Source organism: Variovorax sp. GW821-FHT09A10 (assembly GCF_059418385.1).
In genome coordinates this window covers 1-24,231 of sequence record NZ_JBWKPT010000013.1, presented here as the reverse complement: position 1 = coordinate 24,231, position 24,231 = coordinate 1, and the positions used below count along the sequence as shown (strand labels likewise).

General features: G+C 66.1%; 26 protein-coding genes. 21 read left to right on the top strand and 5 right to left on the bottom strand.

The genetic code is table 11. The annotated features are described in order from the left end of the window. Nucleotides 1-67 precede the first annotated feature (67 nt). The 9 genes from lipP1 to AC07Q9_RS29475 all read left to right on the top strand — a co-directional run bounded on the left by lipP1 (nucleotide 68) and on the right by AC07Q9_RS29475 (nucleotide 9,381). Complete coding sequence (gene lipP1 / locus AC07Q9_RS29515) at nucleotides 68-1,009, top strand: LipP1 family hormone-sensitive lipase (RefSeq protein ID WP_369630474.1); 942 nt, start codon at nucleotides 68-70, stop codon at nucleotides 1,007-1,009. Nucleotides 1,010-1,122: 113 nt separating this feature from the next. Beyond that, nucleotides 1,123-1,953, top strand: coding sequence for a helix-turn-helix domain-containing protein (locus tag AC07Q9_RS29510; RefSeq protein WP_492683648.1), 831 nt, complete (start codon nucleotides 1,123-1,125; stop codon nucleotides 1,951-1,953). Between the two features lie 21 nt (nucleotides 1,954-1,974). After that, nucleotides 1,975-2,850, top strand: a complete 876-nt coding sequence (locus AC07Q9_RS29505; protein ID WP_153281760.1) for a branched-chain amino acid ABC transporter permease — start codon at nucleotides 1,975-1,977, stop codon at nucleotides 2,848-2,850. Between the two features lie 7 nt (nucleotides 2,851-2,857). Further along, nucleotides 2,858-3,934: a branched-chain amino acid ABC transporter permease gene (locus AC07Q9_RS29500; protein ID WP_139700436.1), complete on the top strand. Its 1,077-nt coding sequence runs from the start codon at nucleotides 2,858-2,860 to the stop codon at nucleotides 3,932-3,934. Further along, on the top strand, nucleotides 3,931-4,749 hold the full coding sequence (locus AC07Q9_RS29495; RefSeq protein WP_390348154.1) for an ABC transporter ATP-binding protein: 819 nt from the start codon (nucleotides 3,931-3,933) through the stop codon (nucleotides 4,747-4,749). Before AC07Q9_RS29500 ends, AC07Q9_RS29495 begins: the two co-directional genes overlap by 4 nt. 268 nt (nucleotides 4,750-5,017) lie before the next feature. Then, entirely contained in the window at nucleotides 5,018-5,791 is a 774-nt protein-coding gene (locus tag AC07Q9_RS29490) for an ABC transporter ATP-binding protein (protein ID WP_056576626.1), read from the top strand. 8 nt (nucleotides 5,792-5,799) lie between these two features. Then, entirely contained in the window at nucleotides 5,800-7,656 is a 1,857-nt protein-coding gene (locus tag AC07Q9_RS29485; protein WP_095950252.1) for an AMP-dependent synthetase/ligase, read from the top strand. A gap of 32 nt (nucleotides 7,657-7,688) precedes the next feature. After that, nucleotides 7,689-8,852: an ABC transporter substrate-binding protein gene (locus AC07Q9_RS29480; RefSeq protein ID WP_095950251.1), complete on the top strand. Its 1,164-nt coding sequence runs from the start codon at nucleotides 7,689-7,691 to the stop codon at nucleotides 8,850-8,852. 67 nt (nucleotides 8,853-8,919) lie between these two features. Further along, nucleotides 8,920-9,381, top strand: coding sequence for an EVE domain-containing protein (locus tag AC07Q9_RS29475; RefSeq protein WP_139700433.1), 462 nt, complete (start codon nucleotides 8,920-8,922; stop codon nucleotides 9,379-9,381). A 6-nt stretch (nucleotides 9,382-9,387) separates the two neighbouring features. On the opposite strand, the gene AC07Q9_RS29470 is transcribed toward AC07Q9_RS29475, so the two are convergent. Further along, the gene (locus AC07Q9_RS29470) at nucleotides 9,388-10,041 is read right to left on the bottom strand and encodes a MarC family protein (protein WP_489061063.1); all 654 of its coding nucleotides are present in this window, start codon (nucleotides 10,039-10,041) and stop codon (nucleotides 9,388-9,390) included. A 3-nt stretch (nucleotides 10,042-10,044) separates the two neighbouring features. Continuing rightward, entirely contained in the window at nucleotides 10,045-10,791 is a 747-nt protein-coding gene (locus AC07Q9_RS29465; RefSeq protein WP_139700431.1) for an SDR family oxidoreductase, read from the bottom strand. A 139-nt stretch (nucleotides 10,792-10,930) separates the two neighbouring features. Here AC07Q9_RS29465 and AC07Q9_RS29460 point away from each other — a divergent pair, with 139 nt between their 5' ends. Both AC07Q9_RS29460 and AC07Q9_RS29455 read left to right on the top strand, forming a co-directional pair. Beyond that, entirely contained in the window at nucleotides 10,931-11,530 is a 600-nt protein-coding gene (locus AC07Q9_RS29460; protein WP_139700430.1) for a 2-hydroxychromene-2-carboxylate isomerase, read from the top strand. A 47-nt stretch (nucleotides 11,531-11,577) separates the two neighbouring features. Continuing rightward, on the top strand, nucleotides 11,578-12,261 hold the full coding sequence (locus tag AC07Q9_RS29455) for a dienelactone hydrolase family protein (RefSeq protein WP_159274734.1): 684 nt from the start codon (nucleotides 11,578-11,580) through the stop codon (nucleotides 12,259-12,261). Nucleotides 12,262-12,309: 48 nt separating this feature from the next. Here AC07Q9_RS29455 and AC07Q9_RS29450 read toward each other — a convergent pair whose 3' ends face one another. Further along, nucleotides 12,310-13,200: a LysR family transcriptional regulator gene (locus AC07Q9_RS29450; RefSeq protein ID WP_139700428.1), complete on the bottom strand. Its 891-nt coding sequence runs from the start codon at nucleotides 13,198-13,200 to the stop codon at nucleotides 12,310-12,312. A 287-nt stretch (nucleotides 13,201-13,487) separates the two neighbouring features. Between AC07Q9_RS29450 and AC07Q9_RS29445 the strand changes: the two genes are divergently transcribed. Continuing rightward, a complete protein-coding gene (locus AC07Q9_RS29445) occupies nucleotides 13,488-13,856 on the top strand; it encodes a hypothetical protein (protein ID WP_062478764.1) in 369 nt (122 codons plus the stop codon). A gap of 84 nt (nucleotides 13,857-13,940) precedes the next feature. Here AC07Q9_RS29445 and AC07Q9_RS29440 read toward each other — a convergent pair whose 3' ends face one another. Beyond that, on the bottom strand, nucleotides 13,941-15,095 hold the full coding sequence (locus AC07Q9_RS29440) for a magnesium transporter CorA family protein (RefSeq protein ID WP_495312727.1): 1,155 nt from the start codon (nucleotides 15,093-15,095) through the stop codon (nucleotides 13,941-13,943). 75 nt (nucleotides 15,096-15,170) lie between these two features. Beyond that, a complete protein-coding gene (gene hemB, locus AC07Q9_RS29435) occupies nucleotides 15,171-16,184 on the bottom strand; it encodes a porphobilinogen synthase (protein ID WP_495312726.1) in 1,014 nt (337 codons plus the stop codon). Nucleotides 16,185-16,520: 336 nt separating this feature from the next. Between hemB and AC07Q9_RS29430 the strand changes: the two genes are divergently transcribed. From AC07Q9_RS29430 to AC07Q9_RS29390, 9 genes are all read left to right on the top strand, one after another. Next, nucleotides 16,521-16,949: a CopD family protein gene (locus AC07Q9_RS29430; RefSeq protein ID WP_062478845.1), complete on the top strand. Its 429-nt coding sequence runs from the start codon at nucleotides 16,521-16,523 to the stop codon at nucleotides 16,947-16,949. Nucleotides 16,950-16,968: 19 nt separating this feature from the next. Continuing rightward, a complete protein-coding gene (locus AC07Q9_RS29425; RefSeq protein ID WP_495312725.1) occupies nucleotides 16,969-18,093 on the top strand; it encodes a VanZ family protein in 1,125 nt (374 codons plus the stop codon). Nucleotides 18,094-18,114: 21 nt separating this feature from the next. After that, entirely contained in the window at nucleotides 18,115-18,468 is a 354-nt protein-coding gene (locus AC07Q9_RS29420; RefSeq protein ID WP_495312724.1) for a (2Fe-2S) ferredoxin domain-containing protein, read from the top strand. Nucleotides 18,469-18,538: 70 nt separating this feature from the next. Further along, complete coding sequence (locus AC07Q9_RS29415) at nucleotides 18,539-19,171, top strand: alpha/beta hydrolase (RefSeq protein ID WP_495312723.1); 633 nt, start codon at nucleotides 18,539-18,541, stop codon at nucleotides 19,169-19,171. A gap of 40 nt (nucleotides 19,172-19,211) precedes the next feature. Then, the gene (locus tag AC07Q9_RS29410; RefSeq protein ID WP_489061051.1) at nucleotides 19,212-20,381 is read left to right on the top strand and encodes a D-alanyl-D-alanine carboxypeptidase family protein; all 1,170 of its coding nucleotides are present in this window, start codon (nucleotides 19,212-19,214) and stop codon (nucleotides 20,379-20,381) included. Nucleotides 20,382-20,585: 204 nt separating this feature from the next. Further along, nucleotides 20,586-20,963, top strand: a complete 378-nt coding sequence (gene rpsL, locus AC07Q9_RS29405) for a 30S ribosomal protein S12 (protein ID WP_013543948.1) — start codon at nucleotides 20,586-20,588, stop codon at nucleotides 20,961-20,963. Between the two features lie 151 nt (nucleotides 20,964-21,114). Continuing rightward, nucleotides 21,115-21,588: a 30S ribosomal protein S7 gene (rpsG, locus tag AC07Q9_RS29400; RefSeq protein ID WP_007829591.1), complete on the top strand. Its 474-nt coding sequence runs from the start codon at nucleotides 21,115-21,117 to the stop codon at nucleotides 21,586-21,588. 97 nt (nucleotides 21,589-21,685) lie between these two features. Next, on the top strand, nucleotides 21,686-23,788 hold the full coding sequence (fusA, locus tag AC07Q9_RS29395; RefSeq protein ID WP_489061049.1) for an elongation factor G: 2,103 nt from the start codon (nucleotides 21,686-21,688) through the stop codon (nucleotides 23,786-23,788). 141 nt (nucleotides 23,789-23,929) lie between these two features. Beyond that, nucleotides 23,930-24,231, top strand: a 302-nt coding sequence (locus AC07Q9_RS29390) for a GTP-binding protein (protein ID WP_495312722.1), incomplete at its 3' end; no start/stop codon positions are given.

The window sequence follows — 24,231 nt, the reverse complement described above, 5'->3', positions numbered from 1 at the left end:
CATGCGGATAGCCCGCAGGCGCCCCGCCCTCCACACTGAGCGCTCCGTTCGATTCACCGGAGACACCATGCTGCATCCCCAGGCGCGCGCCTTGCTGGATTTCATCGAAGCGCGCGGCATTCCGCCGACCCACACCCTGTCGCCCGCCGACGCGCGGGCCTACTACCGCGAGCGCCGCACCGCCACGCAGCCGCTGCCGGCCGAGGTCGCCGAGGTGCGCGACCTCGCCGCCGACGGACCGCACGGCACCATTGCGGTGCGGCTGTACAAGCCGCTCGGCGCAGGCCCGGGCCCGCTGCCGGTGCTCGTGTACTACCACGGCGGCGGCTGGGTCATCGGCGACCTCGACACGCACGACGTGCTGTGCCGCGAGCTGGCCAACGGCGCGGGCTGCGCGGTGGTCGCGGTCGACTACCGCATGGGCCCCGAGCACCGCTTTCCCACCGCCGTGGACGACGTGCTCGCCGCCACCCGCTGGGTGCGCCGCGAAGCCGCCGCGCTGGGGCTCGATGCGAGCCGCCTCGCGGTGGGCGGCGACAGCGCGGGCGGCAACCTCGCGGCCGTGGCGTCGATCGCCGCGCGCGATGCGGGCGACCTGCCGATCGTGTTCCAGCTCCTGATCTACCCGGCCACCGACATGCGCCGCGGCCATCCGTCGCACCAGGCGAACGGGCAGGGCTACCTGCTCACGCGCGACACGATGACCTACTTCCACGACCACTACATCACCGACGCGAAGCACGACCTCGACTGGCGCGCCTCGCCGCTGCTGCACACCGACCTGGCGGGCCTGCCGCCGGCGCTCGTGCTCACGGCCGGCTACGACCCGCTGCGCGACGAAGGCGCGGCGTATGCCGAGGCGCTCACGGCCGCCGGCAACCGCGCGAACTACGTGTGCTTCGAGCGCCAGATCCATGGCTTCATCACCATGGGCAAGGTGCTCGACGAGGCCCACACCGCCGTGGCGCTGTGCGCGGCGGAACTGCGCCGCGCGTTCGCGCCGGCCTAGGGAAAGTCCCCGCGCAAATGGATGCCGCGCGCAAGGCCCCCGCCGCTACGATCCAGCGAACGCGGCGCCACCCCCCGGTCGGACGTCGTCGACCGATGCAGGAGACAGACACCATGCAGCGAACCAGGACGTCGACGCCTTCGGGCGGCGATGCACGGCAGGGCGAACGCCTCATGTGGCTCACGCCGCAGCGCGTCTTCTACGCCGGGCTGCTCGGCGCCGCCGCCGAGCGCGCCATGGGCGGGCACGGCGTGTACGTGTCGCCCGCCGGTGCGCCGCCCAACCGCATCCGCATCGGCGGCGGGGCCTGGCAGAGCGGCGAGTTCATCGTGGTGCCGCCGCACGTGCCGCACCAGGTCGAGAGCGCCTGCCCGCTGATCTTCAACCTGCTGATCGAATCGGAGTCGGTCGATCCCGCGCGCATGCCGGCCTTCCTGCAGCACTGCGGCCCGGTCGATGCGCCGGCCTTCGTGCAGCGCATGCGCGAGGTCCATGCCCACCTGCTGGCGTCCTCGGCGCGCGGCATCGACTTCGACGGTTTCGATTTCGACGCGCTGTTCTTCGACGGCCCGCTCGTGCCGCGCCCGCTCGACGCGCGCATCCGCAAGGTGGTCGACATGCTCGTGGCCGACCCGGCCGCGCCCGCCTCGGCGGAAGACTGCGCGGCCTCGGTGCACCTCTCGTTCTCGCGCTTCCTGCACCTGTTCAAGCAGGAGACGGGCATGGCCTTTCGCGGCTTCCGGGCCTGGAAGCGCGCGCGCAGCCTGCTGCGCTACGTGCACCAGAGCGGCACGCTGACCGACATCGCGCTGGACACCGGCTACCCCGACTCCACGCACTTCAGCCATTCGATCCGCCAGGTCTACGGGCTCAAGCCCAGCGACATCGTGGCGGGCTCGCGCCGCCTCGCGCTGCACGATGCGGCCGGCGGGTTCCGGCAGTAGGCGCAGGCGGGACGGCATCGCATGCAGATCCTCCAACTCCTGCTGTCGGGCATTGCACAAGGTTGCATCTACGGCCTCATCGCGCTGGGCTTCGTGCTGATCTACAAGGCCACCGAAACGGTGAGCTTCGCGCAGGGCGACCTGATGATGCTGGGCGCGTTCGGTGCCTTCGCGGGCATGTCGCTGTTCGGCATGCCGTTCTGGCTTGCGGCGCTGCTGGCCGTGGTGGCCATGGCGGCCTTCGGCGTGCTGCTCGAGCTGGTGGTGATCCGCCCGATCCTCGGGCAGCCGCAGTTCTCGATCGTGATGCTGACCATCGGCATCGCGTATGTGGCGCGCGGCCTGATCACCATGGTGCCGGGCATCGGCACCGACACCCACACGCTGGCCGTGCCCTACAAGGACCAGATCTGGAAGCTCGGCGAGCTGGTGGTGAACCTCGAGCAGCTCGTGATCATCATTGCGACCGCCATCCTGTGCGGCCTGCTGTTCGCGATGTTCCGTTACAGCAAACTGGGCATCGCGATGCAGGCCTCGTCGCAGAACCAGCTCGCGGCCTACTACATGGGCATTCCGGTGAAGCGGCTCAACGGGCTGGTGTGGGGGCTCGCCGCCGCCGTGGCGGCCATCGCCGGCATGTTGCTGGCGCCGATCACCTTCGTGCACGCCAACATGGGCTTCATCGGCCTGAAGGCTTTTCCGGCGGCGGTGGTGGGGGGCTTCGGCAGCCTGCCGGGCGCGATCGTCGGCGGGCTGGTGATCGGCATCGTCGAGTCGTTCGCGGGCTTTTACCTGCCCGACGGTTTCAAGGACACGGCGCCGTACATCGTGGTGCTGCTGATGCTCATGATCAAGCCGAACGGATTGTTCGGCGAGAAGCTGCGCAAGAAGGTCTGAACATCCCATGCGCTTCATCTTCAAGACCAGCTACGACCAGGACATCCGCCTCGCGCGGCACGGCGGCCACGTGCTCTGGTACAGCCTGCTCGTGGCCTTCCTGCTTGTCGCGCCGTGGGTCATCGACGAGTACTGGCTCGCGCAGCTGACCTTCGTGCTGATCTACGGCATCGTCGGCCTGGGGCTGATGCTGCTGGCGGGCTTCACGGGACAGTTCTCCATCGGGCACGCGGCGTTTCTCGGAACGGGCGCGTACACGCAGGGCGTGCTGACGAACATGGGCGTGCCGTTCCCGCTCGCGCTGCTCGCGTCGGCGGCGCTGTCGGCGGTGGTGGGCGTGGTGGTGGCGATGCCGGCGCTGCGCGTGAAGGGCATCTACCTGGGCATCGCGACGCTGTCGTTCGGCTTCATCGTCGAGGAGGTGTTCGCGCGCTGGGAAAGCGTGACGGGCGGCAACGCGGGCCTGCATGTGAAGTCGCCGCAGCTGTTCGGCTGGTCGCTGGGCTCGGGCGAAGGCTTCTACTTTCTGTGCCTGGTGGTCGCGGTGGTGTCCACGCTGGGCATCCTGAACCTGCTGCGCTCGCCGACGGGGCGCGCCTTCGTGGCCATCCGCGATTCGGAGATTTCGGCGCAGAGCATGGGCATCCACCTGGCGCGCTACAAGACGATGTCGTTCGCGATCTCGGCCGCGCTCGCGGGCTTGGGCGGTGCGCTGTACGCGCACAAGCTGAGCTTCATCTCGCCGGACCAGTTCAACATCCTGCAGTCGATCGACCTGCTGCTGATGGTGGTGATCGGCGGGCTGGGCTCGGTGCACGGCGCGTTCCTCGGCGCGATCTTTCTCATCGCGATGCCGCAGCTGATCTCGATGGGCAAGGACTGGCTGCCGGCCGTCGTCGGCCAGGCGCCTGGCCTGCAGGGGCTGGTGTACGGCCTGGTGCTGATCGCTTTCGTGCTGTTCGAACCGCTGGGGCTGTACGGGCGCTGGCTCAAGATCCGCACCTGGCTGCAGCTCTTCCCGTTCTACCGCAAGGGGCTGTTCAAGCGGCAGAAGTCGTTCACCAAATCGGATCGGCTGAGATGAGCAACGACATTCTTTTGTCGGCCAAGGACCTGAGCGTGCGCTTCGGCGGCGTGCTGGCGGTCAACAAGGTGAGCTTCGACGTGCGGCGCGGCGAGGTGTTCACGCTGATCGGGCCGAACGGCGCGGGCAAGACGACGGTGTTCAACCTGATCAGCCGCATCTACACGCCGACCACGGGCGAGATCACCTGGCACGGCGAGGCGGGTGGGGCGATCGCGCTCACGCAGCAGGCGCCGCACGCCATTGCCGCGCTGGGCATTGCGCGCACCTTCCAGAACATCGAGCTGTTCGAGCATGCGACGGTGCTGCACAACCTGCTGATCGGGCGTCACACGCACCGGCAGACGGGGTTCTGGAGCGAGGTGTTCTTCACGCCGGCCACGCGCCGCGCCGAGATCGCGGCGCGCGAGAAGGCGGAGCAGGTGATCGACCTGCTCGACCTGCAGCACTACCGGGACTCGATGGTGGCGGGGCTGCCCTACGGCGTGCGCAAGGTGGTGGAGCTGGCGCGCGCGCTGTGCACCGAGCCCAAGCTGCTGCTTCTCGACGAGCCTTCTTCGGGGCTCAATGTCGAGGAGACGGCGGACATGGCGTTCTGGATTCAGGACATTCAGCATGAGCTGGGGGTGTCGGTGTTGATGGTCGAGCATGACATGTCGCTGGTTTCCAAGGTGTCGGATCGGGTGCTGGCGATGAACCAAGGGGAGGTGCTGGCTACGGGGTCGCCTCGCGAGGTGCAAGCCGATCCGCGGGTGATCGAGGCTTACCTTGGGACTGTGGATGACGTGAGCAGCCTTCGGAGGGTTGTGGCATGAGCACTGTGTTCGCTACCCCTTTGGAGACGCCCGGTGCGCGGCACGGCGCGGTCGCCCCCACTGCGCCGGCCGCTGCGCGGCTGCCCTGCGGTGCTCGCGTTTCGCGGGGTCTCGCAGAACTCGCTTCGCTCAAACAGCTGCGAGCCCTGATCCGCGAAACGCTGCGCTCCTCGGCGGCACAGAGGGGGCGCCCACGCCGCACCGCACACCGGGCTTGGTGGTGGCGTGATGGCTCTGCATGTTTCGCCTTGAATCAGGGAGCAGCGGCATGAGCGACGTCGTGCTTCAACTGCTCAACGTCGAAAGCGCCTATGGCCCCATCAAGGCCATCCGCGGCGTGAGCCTGAAGGTGCGCAAGGGCGAGATCGCGACAGTGCTCGGCTCCAACGGGGCAGGCAAGACGACGATCCTCAAGACCATCTCGGGGATCATCGATCCGCGCAAGGGCAGCATCGAGTTCCAGGGGCAGGACATCACGGCGAAAGACCCGGCCTTCATCGTGCAGCAGGGGTTGAGCCACGTGCCCGAAGGGCGCGAGGTGTTCCCGCTGCTGTCGGTGAAGGACAACCTGCTGATGGGCGCCTACACGCGCAAGGACCGCGACGGCGTGGCGCGGGACATCGAGACCGTCTTCACCTATTTCCCGATCCTGCGCGAACGCGCCACGCAGGACGCCGGCCTGCTCTCGGGTGGGCAGCAGCAGATGCTGGCCATCTCGCGCGCCATCATGGCGGCGCCGCACCTCATTCTTCTGGACGAACCGAGCTTGGGCCTGAGCCCCAAGCTCACCAAGGAGATCTTCGAGATCGTGGTGCGCATCAACCGCGAGCGCGGCACCACCATCCTGCTGGTGGAGCAGAACGCGAACATGGCGCTCAACGCCGCCGACCACGGCTACGTGCTGGAGAACGGGCGCATCGTGATGGAAGACTCGTGCGAACGCCTGCGCGAGAAGGACGACATCAAGGAGTTCTACCTCGGTGTCAAGGACGACGGCGTGCGCGGCGAGCGGCGCTGGAAAAAGAAGAAGACCTGGAGGTAGCCGTCGCCATGCAAGGACTCTGGGATCTGCGAACCATCGAACCCGGCCACGACATCCTCGTGCCCGGCGAGACGCTGTCGGCCATGTTCTGGAACGCCGTGCGCCAGCGCGGCGACAACATCTGGATGCGGCAAAAAGAGCTGGGCATCTGGCGCAGCTGGAGCTGGCGCCAGACGGCCGAGGCCGTGCGCGAGATCGCGGCCGGCCTGCAGGCCATCGGCTTCACGCGCGGCGAGTGCGCGTCCATTCTTTCGAACACCGTCATCGAATGGGTGTTGGCCGACCTGGCCGTGCTCAGCTGCGGCGGTGTGTCCAACGGCATCTACCCGACCGACGCCGCCTCGCAGGTGCAGTACCTGTGCGAAGACTCGCGCACCACGGTGCTCTTCGTGGAAGACGACGAGCAGCTCGACAAGGCGCTCGAGGTGCGCGCCCGCCTGCCCGGCCTGCGCCGCGTGGTCGTGTTCGACATGGAAGGCCTGCGCGAGCTCGACGACCCGGGCGTGATGAGCCTCGATGCGCTGCGCGCCCTCGGCCGCACGCACCTGGCGGGCGACCCGCAGGCGGTGGAGCGCAGCGTGGCGGCCTGCCGGCCCGAAGACCTGGCGATTCTGGTCTACACCTCGGGCACCACCGGCAAGCCCAAGGGCGCGATGCACAGCCACGCGGGGCTGGTGTACACCGCGCGCGGCTACAACACGCTCATCGCGCAGGACGAGAAGGACGAGCGCATGTGCTTCCTGCCGCTGTGCCACATCGCCGAGCGCATGGGCGGCGAGTACTTCGCGATGTACACGGGCTCGATCCTCAACTTCGTCGAGAACCCCGAGACGGTGCCCGAGAACGTGCGCGAGATCGCGCCCACGGTGTTCACGGGCGTGCCTCGCGTGTGGGAGAAGTTCTACTCGGGCGTGATGATCGCGCTGAAGGAGGCCAGCCCGCTGCAGCAGGCCGCCTACCACTGGAGCATCGGCGTGGGCGAGACCATCGCCAACAAGGTGCTCGCGGGCCAGGAGATCGGCACGGGGCTGCGCCTGAAGTTCCGGCTCGCGCGGCTGCTGGCGCTGGACAACGCGCGCAAGCTCATCGGCATCCACCGCGCGCGCTTTCTCGTGACCGGCGCGGCGCCCATTTCGCCCGAGCTGGTCAAGTGGTACCTCGCGCTGGGCGTGCCCATGCTCGAGGTGTGGGGCATGACGGAGTCGTGCGGCGCCTCCACGGCCGTGCCCGTCACGCGCATCAAGCCCGGCTCCATCGGGCCGGCCACCGGCTACAACGAGGTGCGCATCGATCCGGCCACCAGCGAGATCCTGGTGCGCGGCCCCAATGTCTTCATGGGCTATTTGAATCTGCCGGAGAAGACGGCAGAGACCATCGACGCCGACGGCTGGCTGCACACGGGCGACGTGGGCGTGATGGACGAGGACGGGTATTTCCGCATCACCGACCGGATGAAAGACATCATCATCACGGCAGGCGGCAAGAACGTGACCCCGAGCGAGCTGGAGAACGAGCTCAAGTTCAGCCTCTACATCACCGATGCCGTGGTGATCGGCGACAAGAGGCCCTACCTCACGGTGATCGTCATGATCGACCAGGAGAACGTCGAGAAATTCGCGCAGGACCACGACGTGCCGTTCAGCAACTACGAGAGCCTGACACGCACGCAGGAAGTGCAGGACCTGATCCAGGGCGAGATCGATCGCGTCAACGCCAAGTTCGCGCGCGTCGAGCAGATCAAGAAGTTCTTCCTGCTCGAGACGCAGCTCAGCGCCGAGGACGAGGAGCTCACGCCCACGATGAAGCTCAAGCGCAAGCTGGTGCAGACCAAGTACGCGCAGCGCATCGACGCCATGTACCGCTGACCTCTTTTTTGCCAACCCGAGGAGACAACGCTATGACGAAGCTCAAGACATTGACGACGCTGGCTGTGCTGGGCCTGATCGCGACGCTCGCGTCGGCGCAGCAGGGCGTGACCAAGGACGAGATCCGCATCGGCACCATCCAGGACCTGTCGGGTCCGCTGGCGGGCTTCGGCAAGCAGGCGCGCAACGGCATGCAGCTGCGCGTGGACGAACTCAACGAGCAGGGCACGCTCAACGGCCGCAAGCTCAAGCTCTTCGTCGAAGACTCGGGCTACGACCCGAAGAAGGCGGTGCTGGCGGCGCAGAAGCTGGTCAACCAGGAAAAGATCTTCATCATGGCCGGCCACATCGGCACGGCGCAGAACATGGCGGCGATGCCGGTGCAGTTCGACAAGAACGTCATCAACTACATGCCGATCACGGCGGCGCGCGAAATGTACGAGCCGCTGAATCGGCTGAAGTATTCGTTCGCGGCCACCTACTACGACCAGATCCGCCTGGCGCTGCCCAAGATGATCAAGGACAAGGGCGCCAAGAAGGTCTGCACGATCTACCAGGACGACGAGTTCGGCCTCGAGGTGCAGCGCGGCGCCGAGGCCGGCCTGAAGGCCGCGGGCATGGAGCTGGCCGAGAAGACCTCGTTCAAGCGCGGCGCCACCGACTTCAGCTCGCAGGTCGCGAAGATGAAGGCCGCCAACTGCGACCTCGTGGTGCTCGGCACCATCATCCGCGAGACCATCGGCACGGTGGGCGAGTCGCGCAAGACCGGCTTCAACCCGACCTTCCTGGGTTCGAGCGCGGCCTACACCGACCTGATCCACAAGCTGGGCGGCAAGGCCATGGACGGCGTGTACGCCACCATGACGGTGCAGAACCCCTACACCGACGAGCAGTCGCAGCCGCTGCGCTTCTGGGCCAACAAGTACAAGACCAAGTTCAACGAAGACCCGACCGTGTTCTCGGTGTACGGCTACGTGATCATCGACTCGTTCATCAAGGCCGCCACCAAGGCCGGCCCGAACCTGACGACCGACAGCTTCATCAAGGCGATGGACAGCATCACCTTCGAGCCCGACATGTTCGGCAGTCCGAAGAGCACCTACACCGCCACCAAGCGCCTGGGCAACGACCAGTCGCGGCTGTCGCAGATCAAGGACGGCAAGTGGGTCGTCGTCTCCGATTACGTGACGCCGTAAACGAAGGCCGCCCCGGACTGGGGCGAGCGGCTATATTCCGCGAAATCCCCTTCGCGAGACCGCCGCCATGCCCCAGTACTGGTTGATGAAATCCGAGCCCGACGAGGTCTCGATCGACGATGCCCTCGCCGCGCCCGATGCCACCGTGGCGTGGACCGGCGTGCGCAACTACCAGGCACGCAACTTCATGCGCGATGGCATGAAGGTCGGCGACGGCGTGCTGTTCTATCACTCGAGCTGCCCCGAGCCCGGTATTGCCGGCATCGCGCGCGTGGCCTCGGGCATCCAGCCCGATCCGACGCAGTTCGATCCGAAGTCGCCGTACTACGACGCCGGCGCGAAGAAGGAAGACCCGCGCTGGTTGCTGGTCGATGTGCAGGCGGTGCGCAAGACCCGGCTGCTGGCGTTGCCCGAGCTGCGCGCCAAGCCCGAGCTGGCCGATCTGGTCATCCTGCGCAAAGGCAACCGGCTGTCCATCACGCCGGTGGAGCCGGCGCACTGGAAGGTCATCGAGAAGATGCTGGCCTGAACCGGTTCAGGCGACTTTCGACAGGATCGGGAACAGCTTGCCGAGCCCGTCGGCCATCACCTCGACGGCGAGCGCCGCGAGGATCAGGCCCATCAGCCGCGTCATGATGTTGATGCCGGTCTTGCCGAGCACCCGCGCGATCGGCTGCGCGAGCGAAAAGGCCAGCGCGGTCGCCAGCGCCACCACCACGCCATAGCCGACCAGCACGGCCAGCTCCCACAGGTGGCGCGCCTTGTCGGCGTAGATCACCACGGTGGAGATCGCGGCCGGGCCGGTGAGCAGCGGGATGGTGAGCGGCACCACCGCGATGGAGGCGCCCATCGACGCCTTCACTTCCACCGCGCGCAGCTCGTCGACGTTGGTCTTGCTCTCGGCCGGTTGCGCGTTGAGCATCGAGATCGAGCTCATGAGCAGCAGCAGGCCGCCGCCGACCTGGAAGCTTGCGATCGAGATGCCGAAGAAGGACAGCAGCTGCAGCCCGATGAGCGCGCTCACGGCAATGACCACGAACGCGCTGAAGGCCGACATGCGCACCGTGCGCTTGCGCTGGGCGTCGGAGTAGTCCTGCGTGTAGTGGATGAAGAAGGGCACGATGGCCAGCGGGTTGACGATGGCCACCAGCGTGACCAGCGGCTTGATGAGATCCATGGAGGTGCTCATGGCTCAGCGTCCTCCGGTTACGTCGAGCAGGGCCATGGTGGTGTAGCTGGCCTCGGGCGAGAGCAGCCACAAGATGGCGCCCGCGATTTCCTCGGGGCTGCCGGTGCGTTGCATCGGCACGGTGGGCGCGAGTTCGGCGGCGCGGTCGGGCATGCCGCCCGAGGCGTGGATCTCGGTGTCGATCAGGCCGGGGCGCACGGCGTTCACGCGGATGCCTTCGGTGGCCACTTCCTTGGCCAGGCCGATGGTCAGGGTGTCGATGGCGGCCTTGCTGGCCGCGTAGTCGACGTACTGGCCCGGCGAGCCCAGGCGCGCGGCGCCGCTGGAGATGTTGACGATGGCGCCGCCCGCACCGCCGTACTTCGTGCTCATGCGCTTCACGGCCTCGCGCGCGCAGACGAAGCTGCCGATCACGTTGATGCGGAACATGCGCTCCAGGCGCGCCACGCTCATGGCGTCGACGCGCGCCTGCACGTCGACCACGCCGGCGTTGTTCACGAGCGCGGTGAGGCGCCCCAGCTTGGCGTCGACCTTCGCGAACATCGCGAGCACCTGGGCCTCGTCGCCCACGTCGGCCTGCACCGCCATGGCGGTGCCGCCGCCCGCGCGGATGGTGCGCACCACCTCGTCGGCGGCCAGCGAGTTGCTGGCGTAGTTCACGGCCACGGCATAGCCGCGCTTCGCGGCGAGCAAGGCCGTGGCGGCACCAATGCCGCGTCCACCGCCGGTGATCAAGAGCACCTGGTCCAAATCCCACCTCCTGCAGAGAAACTGTGTGTCAGTTAAAACCGTTCGCTTGGATTACATCATCGAGGGCCCGCGCATCAGCGTGAGCGCCGCGCCGCCCCAAGCCAGCTCGCACCGCAGTGCGAAGCACGGAGGTTATTGAATGCACAAGACGATCGACTATTACTTTGCGCCACAGAGTCCGTGGACCTATCTGGGGCATACCCGCTTTGCCGCCATCGCCGCGGCGGCCGGCGCCACCGTGCGCGTGCGGCCCATCGACATGGGCAGCGTGTTCCCCGTGTCGGGCGGGCTGCCGCTGGGCAAGCGCGCGCCGCAGCGCCAGGCCTACCGGCTGCTCGAGCTGGCGCGCTTCTCGAAGCACCTGGGCCTGCCGCTGAACCCGAAGCCGAAGTTCTTTCCGGTGGCCGGCGACGATGCGGCGCGGCTGATCATCGCGGTCGACCTGCACGACGGCACCGAGGCCGCGATGCGCATCAGCGCGGCGGTGTTCGCGGCCGTGTGGGTGCAGGAGCGGAACATCGGCGACCCGAACCTGCTCGAAGCCCTGGTCGCGGAGTGCGGCCTGCCGGCCAAGCGCGCCGAGCAATCGCAGAGCCAGGCGGTGCAGGAGCGTTACGAGGCTTACACGCAGGAAGCGATCGACATCCAGGTGTTCGGTGCGCCGAGCTACGTGATCGACGGCGAGATCTTCTGGGGCCAGGACCGGCTCGATTTCGTCGAGCGGGCGTTGCGCGCGTAAGGCGCAAGCCCACCCGTTTTTTATTCCATCGTTTTCAGGAGGACCCCATGGGCCAATTCATCGATCTCACCGCCAAAGACGGCTTCACCTTTCCCGCCTACGTGGCCGAGCCCGCGGGCACGCCGCGCGGCGCCGTGGTGGTGGTGCCGGAAATCTTCGGCGTGAACTCGCACATCCGCTCGGTGGCCGACGGCTATGCGGCCGACGGCTACCTGGCCGTGGCGCCGTCGACCTTCCACCGCGTCAAGCCCGGCGTCGAGCTGGGTTACAGCGACGACGACATGAAGACCGGCTTCGGCTACAAGACCGCGGTCGAGGCGCTGCCCGCGCCCGGCGTGCTGCAGGACCTCGAAGCCGCGATCGCCTACGCCTCGAAGGCGGGCAAGGTCGGTATCGTCGGCTACTGCTGGGGCGGCCTGCTGGTCTGGCGCGCCGCGGCCCTGCTGCCGGGCCTGGCCGCTGCCGCGCCGTACTACGGCGGCGGCATGACGACGCCGGAAGAAAGCGCGCGCCAGCCGAAGGTGCCGGTGCTCGCGCAGTTCGGCAACCGCGACCACTGGATTCCGCTGGACACCATCGAGGCCTTCAAGAAGGCGCACCCCGAAGTGGACGTGCATGTCTACGAGGCCGACCACGGCTTCAACTGCGACCAGCGCGGCTCGTACAACGCCGAGGCGGCGAAGCCGGCGCGTGAACGCGTGCTGGCCTTCTTTGCCAAGCACGTCGGCTGATCCGGCACGCTCCAAGCAAAAGCCCGGCGGCGCCGGGCTTTTTCATTTCTATTTCTTGGCGCCGACCCGCGTCTGCAGGAAGTCGAGCAGCGCGCGCAGCGCCGCGCTGTTGTGGCGTCGCTGCAGGTAGGCGGCCGACAGCCACATGTCCTTGCGCGCATAGCCTTCGAGCACCGGCACCAGCTCGCCGCTGTCGATGTGCGACTGCACGAGCAGCGAGGGCAGGTAGATCACGCCGAAGCCGCGCATCGCGACGCGGATCAACGGTGCGCCTTCGGTGCAGTCCATGCGGCTCTTGACCTGCACGTCCAGCGGCTGGCCGTTGTCATCGAAGCGCCACACGGGCTGCGTGCCCAGCAGCGAATGGGTCAGCGCCTCGTGGTGGGCGAGCTCCTGCGGGTGCGCGGGCTTGCCGTGCTTCTTCCAGTAGACCGGCGAGGCGCAGACCACCATGTGGATGAGCCGCAGCTTGCGCACGATGAGGTTGGCGTCTTCGACCGGGCCGCTGCGGATGTCGACGTCGATGCCTTCCTCGGCGAGGTCGACGGTGCGGTTGGTCAGCTGCAGGCTGATGCTCACGTCGGGGTAGTGGCGCATGAAGTCGGCCAGCAGGTCGGGGAACTCGCCGTTGCCCATGCCGTGCGGCGCCGAAATGCGCAGCCGGCCGCCGGGCTGGCTGGCGCGCTCCTGCAGCTCGGCCTGGGTGAGCTCGACCATCTCGAGCATCGGCGTGCTGCGCTCCAGCAGCAGCTGGCCGGCGTCGGTGAGGCTGACGGAACGCGTGGAGCGGTTGAGCAGGCGCACGCCGAAGCGGGTTTCGAGTTCGGCGACGTACTTGCTGACCGTGGCCTTCGACATGTCGAGCCGCTTGGCGGCCTGGGAGAAGCTGCCGTGCGAGGCGACTTCCCGGAAGGTTTTGATCAGATCGAGACTGTCCATGTCAGTGAAACCCGTTGTTTTTCGCGAGGGAGCGCGGTGTGCCGATTCTCGGGGGTTTTGCCGGATAGGACCGGCGCGGGGTTCTGGTGTAAGCCGGAAGCAGTCAGGCGGCGAACACCCCGGTTTTTTGCGTGCACGACTTTGTTGACTGATTGTTTCGCTACAGGAAACACCGTGTCTCTGAACCGAGTGTTTTCCCGGAGGAATTCCGGCTGACACTCGCCGCACAGGCGAGCCAACGTGCAAGCCTGGTGGACATCCCATCTAGCCGAACACAAGGAACAGACATGAAGACCTCGCACATTTTCGCAGCCGCCGCCCTGACCCTCCTGGCCGCCACCGGCGCCCAAGCCGAGACGTACCAAGGCGTGACCCAAGTGATCTCGTCCAAGAGCCGCGACGAAGTCAACGCCGAAGCCCAGCGCACCGCCGCAGCCCCGAACCAGAACGTCGTGCGTGGTTCGCGCGGCGCGGAAACCGTGGCCGTGTCGAAGGACCGTTCGATCGTCGAAGCCGAAGCCATCCGCACCGCCTACGCTCCCGACCAGAACGTGACCTCGGGTTCGCGCGTCAACAGCAAGGTCATCTCGACCATGGTGAACCCGATGGACGCACGCGTTCAAGCCCAGCAAGGTTCGGGCGCCGTCGCCAAGTAATTGGCCGCGAAGCCAGCCGCCTTCCGGGGCGGCCCGAGCTGATAGAAAAAAGCCACGCATCCGCGTGGCTTTTTTCATGGGCGCTCAGCGCGTGCGGGCCAGGTAGCGCTTGCGCCAGAAGACCAGGACCAGCAGCACCGCGATGACCAGCATGGCCGTCATCGCGATCCAGAAGCCGTCCGCCTTGTGCACCAGCGGGATGAACTCGAAGTTCATGCCGAAGATGCCCGCGATGAGGTTCAGCGGCAGGAAGATGGCGGTGAGCACGGTCAGCACCCGCATGATGTCGTTGGCCCGGTGGCCCTGGACGCTGAAGTGCATCTGCACGGCGGTCTCGGCGTTCTGCTCGAGCCGGTGCACGTGGTGCACCACGCGCTGGATGTGCTCCAGCACGTCGCGGCTGCGCACCATGATCAGGTCGCGCTCGCGCTGCGCGGTCTCGCCCTGCGGCACGGGCAGGGTTTCGAGCGAATCGATCCAGTCCTGCATGGCGGCGCGCTGGTCTTCGCAGATTTCGTCCAGGCGGTGCAGCGACTGGCGCGCCTCCATCAGCGCGCTCCAGTTGGTGAAGCGGCTGCGCGGGTCGATGAGCTCGGTCTGCCAGTGGTCGAGCTGCTTGGTGAGCTCGCGCCGCAGGTCGAGGTAGCCGTCGACGATCAGGTTGACGATGCGCAGCATCAGGTCGGCGGGGCTGGCCGGCAGGCGGGCCGAGGTGGCGCGCACGTCGAGCGCGGGCGTGCCGCGCTCGTCGGACGAGGCCGCCGCGAGCAGCCGGGCGGCGAAGGCGTCGCGCACCGTGCCGTCCTCGGGGTGCACGGACAGCAGCACGCGGTCGAACACCGCGAAGCCGACCGGGCGGGTGTCGATGCGGCGCAGCACCGGCGGGCCGCCGCGCGACGGGCGTTGCGGCAGTGAGGGTGAGGGTGAGGGTGAGGGTTCGGCGCTGTCCTGGCCGTTGCCCGTGGCCAGGCGGCGGAACACCAGCACGTCGTACAGCGAGGTGTAGTCGTAGTGCGAGGGCAACTGGTCGTTGAGCAGGTCGGCCACGTGCAGGTCGACCAGCTGGGTCTGGCACAGCGTCTGCAGGATCTGCTGCACCTCGGACTGGGCCGCGCGGAATTCGTCGCGCGTCAGCGAAATCCAGAGGTAGCTGGCGGCGGCGCAGGCGCCCGGCACGGCCAGCGGCGCCAGCGAGGCGTGCTCGCTGACCTGCGAGCGGCTGATTTCGAAGATGCGCATGGACACTCGCCCCCGGTGGTTCTTCTTCCACGCCAGAAGTGCCGTGGAGGTGCGGCAGGCATGCCGCAGTAGCTATTATTTTTGTAGCAACCGGGCGGCGTCAAGCGCGAAGTAGGTCAGCACGCCGTCGGCACCGGCGCGCTTGAAGGCCAGCAGGCTTTCGAGCACCACGGCGTCGTGGTCGAGCCAGCCGTTCTGGGCGGCGGCCTTGAGCATGGCGTACTCGCCGCTCACCTGGTAGGCGAAGGTCGGCACGCGGAACTCGTCCTTCACGCGGCGTACGATGTCCAGGTAGGGCATGCCGGGCTTCACCATGACCATGTCGGCGCCTTCGGCGATGTCGATGGCGACCTCGCGCAGGGCTTCGTCGCTGTTGCCGGGGTCCATCTGGTAGACCTTCTTGTTGCTCTTGCCGAGCGTGGCGGACGAGCCGACGGCGTCGCGGAAGGGGCCATAGAAGGCGCTGGCGTACTTGGCGCTGTAGGCCATGATGCGCGTGTGAATGTCGCCGCGGGCTTCCAGCGCGGTGCGGATCGCGCCGATGCGGCCGTCCATCATGTCGCTCGGCGCCACAATGTCCACGCCAGCTTGCGATTGTGTGAGTGCCTGCTTCACCAGCACTTCAACGGTGGCATCGTTGAGGATGTAGCCGGTGTCGTCGAGCAGGCCGTCCTGGCCGTGGCTGGTGTAGGGGTCGAGCGCCACGTCGGTCATCACGCCCAGTTCGGGGAAGCGCGCCTTGAGCGCGGCCACCACGCGGGGAATCAGGCCGTCGGGGTTGAAGGCCTCGTCGCCCGCGGGCGTCTTGAGGCTGGCGTCGATCACCGGGAACAGCGCCATCACCGGAATGCCGGCCTGCACGCACTGCTCGGCCACGGGCAGCAGCAAATCGAGGCTCAGGCGGTCCACGCCGGGCATCGAGGCCACGGCGTCGCGGCGCTTCTCGCCTTCCTGCACGAACACCGGGTAGATCAGGTCGCTTGTCGTCAGCGCATGCTCGCGCACCAGGTTGCGGGTGAAGGCATCGCGGCGCAGCCGTCGCGGGCGGCCGGCGGGGAACATGGCGAGCGGGGAAAATGGTGACGTCATATATCTAAAATTGTGCCTGAAGCGGAAAAACGCAGCCCAGGGCTCCGGGAAGCAAGTTGTCTGACAACTACAGGAATTAATAGAACTTAAGTTCTAGATTTTTGTTGTAAAAGTCAAAGAAACTGCCTCAATCGCTTGAAACCTTGTTTCGTCTTTGTTAAATTCTGAAGCGGGCGGCTTGCCGCTCCCCGCTTTTCCTCCCTGAGCGGGTGCCTTGATGTGTGACAGCAAAAGGGCTTCCCAGCCCGACGTGAAGACGTCGGGCTTTTTTTTGCCCGAAACCTTGGCAAAGGGCCCCAAAAGGGCTCAGTGTGCAGCCACCACTAAACTGCCGCCATGCTCTGGGTCAAATCTCTTCACATTGTTTTCATTGCCAGTTGGTTTGCCGGGCTGTTCTATCTGCCGCGCATCTTCGTCAACCTGGCGATGGTGCCGCCCGAGTCGGTCGCGGAGCGCGAGCGCCTGCTGCTGATGGCGCGCAAGCTGCTGCGCTTCACCACCTTCCTGGCGGTGCCGGCGCTGGTGTTCGGCGCCTGGCTCTGGCTGGGCTACGGCATCGGACGCGGCCCGGGCAACGGCTGGATGCATGCCAAGCTGGCGCTGGTGCTGGTGGCCATCGGCTATCACCATGGCTGCGGCGTGCTGTTGCGCCGTTTTGCGGCCGGCGGCAACCGCCGCAGCGACCGCTGGTACCGCTGGTTCAACGAACTGCCCGTGCTGCTGCTGCTGGGCATCGTGATCCTGGTGGTGGTGAAACCTTTCTGATGCCGTGTCGACGGTAGACATGCCGCACAAGTCTGCCGCGCTCCCCCTGGCGCTGGCCTATGCGGCGCTGATCGTCTATGCCAGCCTGTACCCCTTCGCCGACTGGCGCGACCAGGGGATCGCGCCCTGGGCCTACCTGTCGGCGCCCTGGCCCAAGTACTGGACGGGTTTCGACTTCGGGGTGAACGTGGTGGGCTACGTGCCCTTCGGTTTCCTGTGCGCGCTGACCGTGCTGCGCACGGGGCGCAGCCACAGTGTCTGGCGCGCGCTGCTGCGCGCCACGGTGGCGGGCGCGGCGATCGCCTTTGCCATGGAGACGCTGCAGAGCTATTTGCCGGCGCGCATTCCTTCCAATGTCGACCTGGGGCTGAACACCGCCGGCACGGTGCTCGGCGCGGTGCTGGCCGCGGCGCTGGAGCGGATGGGGGCGATCGCGCACTGGAGCCGCGTGCGCTCGCAATGGTTCGTCGAGGACGCGCGCGGCGGGCTTGTGCTGCTCGCGCTCTGGCCTTTTGCGCTGCTGTTCCCCGCCGCCGTCACCTTCGGTCTCGGCCAAGTGTTCGAACGGCTGGAGACGACGATTTCCGAGTGGCTGCTCGACACGCCTTTCATCGATTGGCTGCCCGTGCGCCAGTTCGAGCTCGAGCCGCTGGTGCCGGCCGTGGAGCTGCTGTGCGTGATGCTTGGCGCGCTGGTGCCGTGCCTGCTGGGCTACCTGGTGGCGCGCAACGTGGTGCAGCGCGCGGTGCTGCTGCCGTTGATCCTGCTCGCAGGCGTCGCGGCCTCGGCCTTGTCGGCGGCCATGAGCTACGGCCCCGCGCATGCGTGGGCCTGGCTCGATTTGCCGGTGCAGGTCGGGCTGGCCGCGGCGGTGTTCGCGGGCGTGCTGTTGCTGTTCGCGCCGCGCCGTTTGTGCGGCGCGCTGCTGCTCATGGGGCTCGTGCTCCAGCTGAGCCTGCTGAACCAGGCACCCGAGAGCGCCTACTTTGCGCAGACCCTGGCCACCTGGGAGCAGGGCCGTTTCATCCGCTTCCACGGCCTGGCCCAGTGGCTGGGCTGGGGCTGGCCCTTCGCGGTGCTGGTCTATGTGCTGGCCGCGCTGTCGCGGCGCAGCCGTCCTGTATCGCCCCCGCCCTCGTCCTGAGCGCGCTCATAAAATCGATCGATGCCCAGCACCACTCCCACCGCGCCGTCCGGCTACTACGGCCGCCACATCTTCTTCTGCCTGAACGAACGCAAGAACGGCGAAGATTCCTGCGCCCTGCACAACGCGCAGGAAGGCTTCGACCGCTGCAAGGCCAAGGTGAAGGAGCAGGGGCTCGCCGGGCCCGGCAAGGTGCGCGTCAACAAGGCCGGCTGCCTCGACCGCTGCGCGGGCGGGCCCGTGGCGGTGGTCTACCCGGAGGCCGTCTGGTACACCTTCGTGGACGCCGAGGACATCGACGAGATCGTCGAGTCCCATCTGAAGAATGGCCAGGTCGTCGAGCGGCTGGTGTTGCCGCCCGACGTCGGCCGCTGAACTTTCCTGCGGACCCCGTGCTCGTACCGTGCACGTTGCCGGCATCGCCGGCCCAGCCAACCCCAGCGCCATGAACTCCCAGACCGAAAAAATCAGCCTCCAGGGCGCCGCGGGCGTGATCGAGGTGCAGCGCGACCTGCCGTCCGGCGACGCGCGCGGCATCGCGGTGATCGCGCATCCGCACCCGCTGTTCGGCGGCACGATGGACAACAAGGTCGTGCAGACCCTGGCACGCGCCTTCGTGTCTTGCGGCTGGACGGCCGTGCGCTTCAACTTCCGCGGCGTCGGCGCCAGCGAAGGCGTCCATGATGAAGGGCGCGGCGAACTCGAGGACATGCTGCATGTCGTCGGCCAGCTCGCGCCCGAAGGCCGACTGGCGATTGCCGGCTTTTCCTTCGGTGCCTTCGTGGCCAGCTGCGCGGCCGAGAAGCTCTGGGCCGCACGCGACGTGCGGCAACTGGTGCTGGTGGGTACGGCCGCCTCGCGCTTCTCGGTGGCCACGTTGCCGGCCGACGCGCACGAGCGCGCGCTGGTGGTCCATGGCGAAGCCGACGACACCGTGCCTCTCGCCGCCGTGATGGACTGGGCACGCCCCCAGTCACTCCCTGTCACGGTTATTCCCGGGGGCGGCCATTTCTTTCACGGACAATTGCCGCTGCTCAAAAGCCTGGTCGCCCGCCATCTGCGCGCGGGCACCGAATGAAAGCCTTGCAGGCTTGTCCTCGTCTCTTCTTATCTTCCCCATGAATCGTTTTTTCACTGCGCTTCGCGCACTGGTGCTGACCGCTGCTGCCTCGGTTGGCGTGATCGCCGCCGCCCAGATGCCGGCCCCGCCTGAAATCGCCGCGCGCAGCTACCTGCTGCTCGACGTGACCGCGAACCAGATCCTGGCGCAGAAGGACATCGACAGCCCCATCGAGCCGGCCTCGCTCACCAAGCTGATGACCGCGTACGTCGCGTTCGATGCGCTGCGCGCCAAGAAGATCACGCTGACCCAGACCCTGCCGGTGAGCCCGCGCGCCTGGAAGATGCCCGGTTCGCGCATGTTCATCGACCCCAAGATGCAGGTGCCGGTGGAAGACCTGATCAAGGGCGTGATCGTGCAGTCGGGCAACGACGCCACGGTGGCGCTGGCCGAAGGCGTGGGCGGCACGGTGGAGCACTTCGTCGAGATGATGAACGCCCAGGCCAAGGTGCTGGGCATGAAGAACACCACCTACAAGAACCCCGAAGGCCTCACGGCGCCCGGCCACACGACCACGGCACGCGACCTGAGCATCCTGGCCACCCGCCTGGTGCGCGACTTCCCCGAGGAAGCCAAGTACTACGCCATCAAGAAGTACCGTTACCCGGGCACGCCGTCGACCAACGACACCAACCGCAACCTGCTGCTGTTCCGCGACCCGACCGTCGACGGCCTGAAGACCGGCCACACCGACGCCGCCGGCTACTGCATGATCGCCACCGCCAAGCGCGACTTCCCGAACCTGACCGGCGGCCGTCGCCTGCTGTCGATCGTGCTGGGCGCCACCAGCGAGACCGTGCGCGCCAACGAGTCGCAGAAGCTGCTGAACTGGGGCTACACGGCCTACGACGCCGTGCGCCTGTTCGAAGCCGGCCAGCCCGCCGCCACGCCCGCCGTCTGGAAGGGCAAGGCCAACGTGCTGAAGCTGGGCCGACCCGAAGCCATCGTGGTCGCCGTGCCGACCGGCTCCGCCAGCAAGATCAAGACGCAGGTGTCGCGCCCCGACCCGCTGGTCGCGCCGTTCACCAAGTACCAGGCCGTCGGCTCGCTCAAGGTCACGCTGGACGACCAGCCCCTGGCCGACGTGCCGTTGGTCGCGCTGGAGCCGGTCGAGCAGGCCGGCGTCTTCGGCCGCGCCTGGGACGCTGTGCGTCTCTGGATCAAGTAAGAGGCGGGCAAAAAAGGGCCTTGAAACGGGTGGTGGCGGGCGCCTCAGGCGCCTGACATTGCCATTTCAGACCCGCCTGCTATACTCGTGGGCTTTTCGGAATTTTCCGAAGGGTTTCACGTTTTCGTTATTCCCGGCTTCCTTGAGTCACGACCAAGGGCGGTTTCACTACCAAAGTCGGGTTGTTTTGGGACTAATTCATTCATGCCAACCATCAATCAACTGGTGCGTCAGGGTCGAACGGTCGAAAAGATCAATTCGAAGAGCCCTGCCATGCAGAACTCGCCGCAACGTCGCGGTGTCTGCACCCGCGTCTACACCACGACGCCCAAGAAGCCCAACTCGGCGCTTCGTAAAGTTGCCAAGGTCCGTCTGACCAATGGCTTCGAAGTCATTTCCTACATCGGCGGCGAAGGCCACAACCTGCAAGAACACAGCGTCGTGCTGGTTCGCGGCGGTCGTGTCAAGGACTTGCCCGGTGTGCGTTACCACATCGTGCGCGGTTCGCTCGACCTGCAAGGCGTGAAAGACCGCAAGCAGTCGCGTTCCAAGTACGGCGCGAAGCGTCCCAAGAAGGCTTAAGCCTTCCTGTCGTCAAAAAACAAAGCGGTGTTCGATGGCCTTGGCGGGCTTGTCGAACGAAGTGACCCACTGTCGGGTCGAGTAAGTGAGAGTCCTGACTGACTCTCGCGGTATCGGAAACGATGCCAACTGAAGCAAAGAGGTTAGAAAAATGCCACGTCGTCGCGAAGTCCCCAAACGTGAAATCCTGCCGGATCCCAAGTACGGCAATGTCGAGCTGTCCAAATTCATGAACGTGATCATGGAAGGCGGCAAGAAGGCTGTGGCCGAGCGCATCATTTATGGTGCCCTCGACTTCATCGAGAAGAAGAACCCGGACAAGGACCCCCTCGAAGCGTTCACCGTTGCCATCAACAACGTGAAGCCGATGGTCGAAGTGAAGTCGCGCCGCGTCGGTGGTGCGAACTACCAGGTGCCGGTCGAAGTCCGTCCTGTCCGTCGCCTCGCCCTGTCGATGCGCTGGATCAAGGAAGCTGCCCGCAAGCGCGGTGAGAAGTCGATGGCCCTGCGTCTGGCCAACGAACTGATGGAAGCCACGGAAGGCCGTGGCGGTGCCATGAAGAAGCGCGACGAAGTGCACCGCATGGCAGAAGCCAACCGCGCCTTCAGCCACTTCCGCTTCTAAAAATCACACGTCTCTTGAGCGTTGGGGGTTGAGTACCGGGCGAAATCGCCCGTGCTCGACGCCCAGCGCTCAACGCATTTAAACCCGAAAGTACACCATGTCCCGCAAGACCCCCATCGAGCGCTACCGCAACATCGGTATCTCCGCGCACATCGACGCCGGCAAGACCACCACCACCGAACGTATCCTGTTCTACACGGGCGTGACCCACAAGCTCGGTGAAGTGCACGATGGCGCGGCAACGACCGACTGGATGGAGCAAGAGCAAGAGCGTGGCATCACGATCACCTCGGCTGCCGTGACCTGCTTCTGGAAGGGCATGGACCACTCGCTGCCCGAGCACCGCATCAACATCATCGACACCCCCGGCCACGTGGACTTCACCATTGAAGTCGAGCGCTCGATGCGCGTGCTGGACGGCGCCGTCATGGTGTACGACTCGGTCGGCGGCGTGCAGCCCCAATCGGAAACCGTCTGGCGCCAGGCCAACAAGTACAAGGTGCCGCGTCTGGCGTTCGTCAACAAGATGGACCGCATCGGCGCCAACTTCTTCCGCGTTCGCCAGATGATGGTCGACCGCCTGAAGGCCAACCCCGTGCCGATCGTGATTCCGATCGGTGCCGAAGACAAGTTCCAGGGCGTGGTCGACCTGCGTCTGATGAAGGCGATCTTCTGGGACGAAGCCTCGCAAGGCATGAAGTTCGAAACGCGCGAAATCCCCGCCGAGCTGGTCGAGCTGGCCAAGGAATGGCGCGAGAAGATGGTCGAAAGCGCGGCCGAAGCGTCGGAAGAGCTGATGAACAAGTACCTTGAAGAAGGTGACCTGACGCTCGAGGAAATCACCCACGGTCTGCGCACGCGCACGATCGCCGGCGAAATCCAGCCGATGCTGTGCGGCAGCGCGTTCAAGAACAAGGGCGTGCAGCGCATGCTCGACGCCGTGATCGAACTGATGCCTTCGCCGCTGGACATTCCTCCGGTGCACGGCACGGACGACGACGAACAAGACGTGACCCGCAAGGCCGACGACGGCGAGAAGTTCTCGGCGCTGGCATTCAAGCTCATGACCGACCCGTACGTCGGCCAGCTGACCTTCGTGCGCGTGTACTCGGGCGTTCTGAGCAAGGGCGACACCGTCTACAACCCGGTCAAGGGTAAGAAAGAGCGTATCGGCCGTATCGTGCAGATGCACGCCAACGAACGTCTCGAAATCGAAGAAATCCGTGCCGGCGACATCGCCGCTTGCGTGGGCTTGAAGGACGTCACCACGGGCGAAACCCTGTGCGACCCGAACGCCATGATCACGCTGGAGCGCATGGAATTCCCCGAGCCCGTGATCTCGCAGGCCGTCGAGCCGAAGACCAAGGCCGACCAGGAAAAGATGGGCATCGCCCTGCAGCGCCTGGCTTCGGAAGATCCGTCGTTCCGCGTGCGTACCGACGAAGAATCCGGCCAGACCATCATCTCCGGCATGGGCGAACTGCACCTCGAAATCATCGTGGACCGCATGAAGCGCGAATTCGGCGTGGAAGCCAACGTGGGCAAGCCGCAAGTGGCTTACCGCGAAACGATCCGCAAGACCGTCGAAGAAGCCGAAGGCAAGTTCGTTCGCCAGTCGGGTGGTAAGGGCCAGTACGGTCACGTCGTCCTGAAGATCGAGCCGCAGGAAGCCGGCAAGGGCTTCGAGTTCGTCGACGCCATCAAGGGCGGTGTGGTTCCTCGCGAATACATCCCCGCAGTGGAAAAGGGCGTTGTGGAAGCACTGACCCAAGGCGTGCTGGCGGGCTACCCCGTCGTCGACGTCAAGGTCACGCTGCACTTCGGTTCGTACCACGACGTGGACTCGAACGAAATGGCGTTCAAGATGGCCGCCATCTTCGGCTTCAAGGAAGGCGCTCGCAAGGCCAGCCCGGTCATCCTCGAGCCGATGATGGCCGTGGAAGTCGAAACGCCTGAAGACTACGCCGGCAACGTGATGGGCGACCTGTCCAGCCGTCGCGGCATGGTGCAAGGCATGGACGACATGATCGGTGGCGGCAAGCTCATCAAGGCTGAAGTCCCGCTGTCGGAAATGTTCGGCTACTCGACCACGCTGCGCTCGGCCACGCAAGGCCGCGCCACGTACACGATGGAGTTCAAGCACTACGCTGAAGCTCCGCGTAACGTCGCTGAAGCCATCGTCGCTGCGCGTTCGAAGTAAATTTCAAGAATGTGGGGCCATGCAGTGCATGGCCCTTCTTGTCTGCGATCCGGTGCCGCCCTGTTCCCGTGCGGGGCGAACCAGCAATCGGATGCAGACATAAAACCAACACACGGGACATGCTCTTTCAAGGATTGAAAAATGGCAAAAGGTAAATTCACCCGCACCAAGCCGCACGTGAACGTGGGCACGATCGGTCACGTTGACCACGGCAAGACCACGCTGACGGCTGCGATCGCAACTGTTCTGTCGTCCAAGTTCGGCGGCGAAGCCAAGGCTTACGACCAGATCGACGCAGCGCCCGAAGAAAAGGCCCGCGGCATCACGATCAACACCGCGCACGTCGAGTACGAAACGGCCAACCGCCACTACGCACACGTCGACTGCCCCGGTCACGCCGACTATGTGAAGAACATGATCACGGGCGCCGCTCAGATGGACGG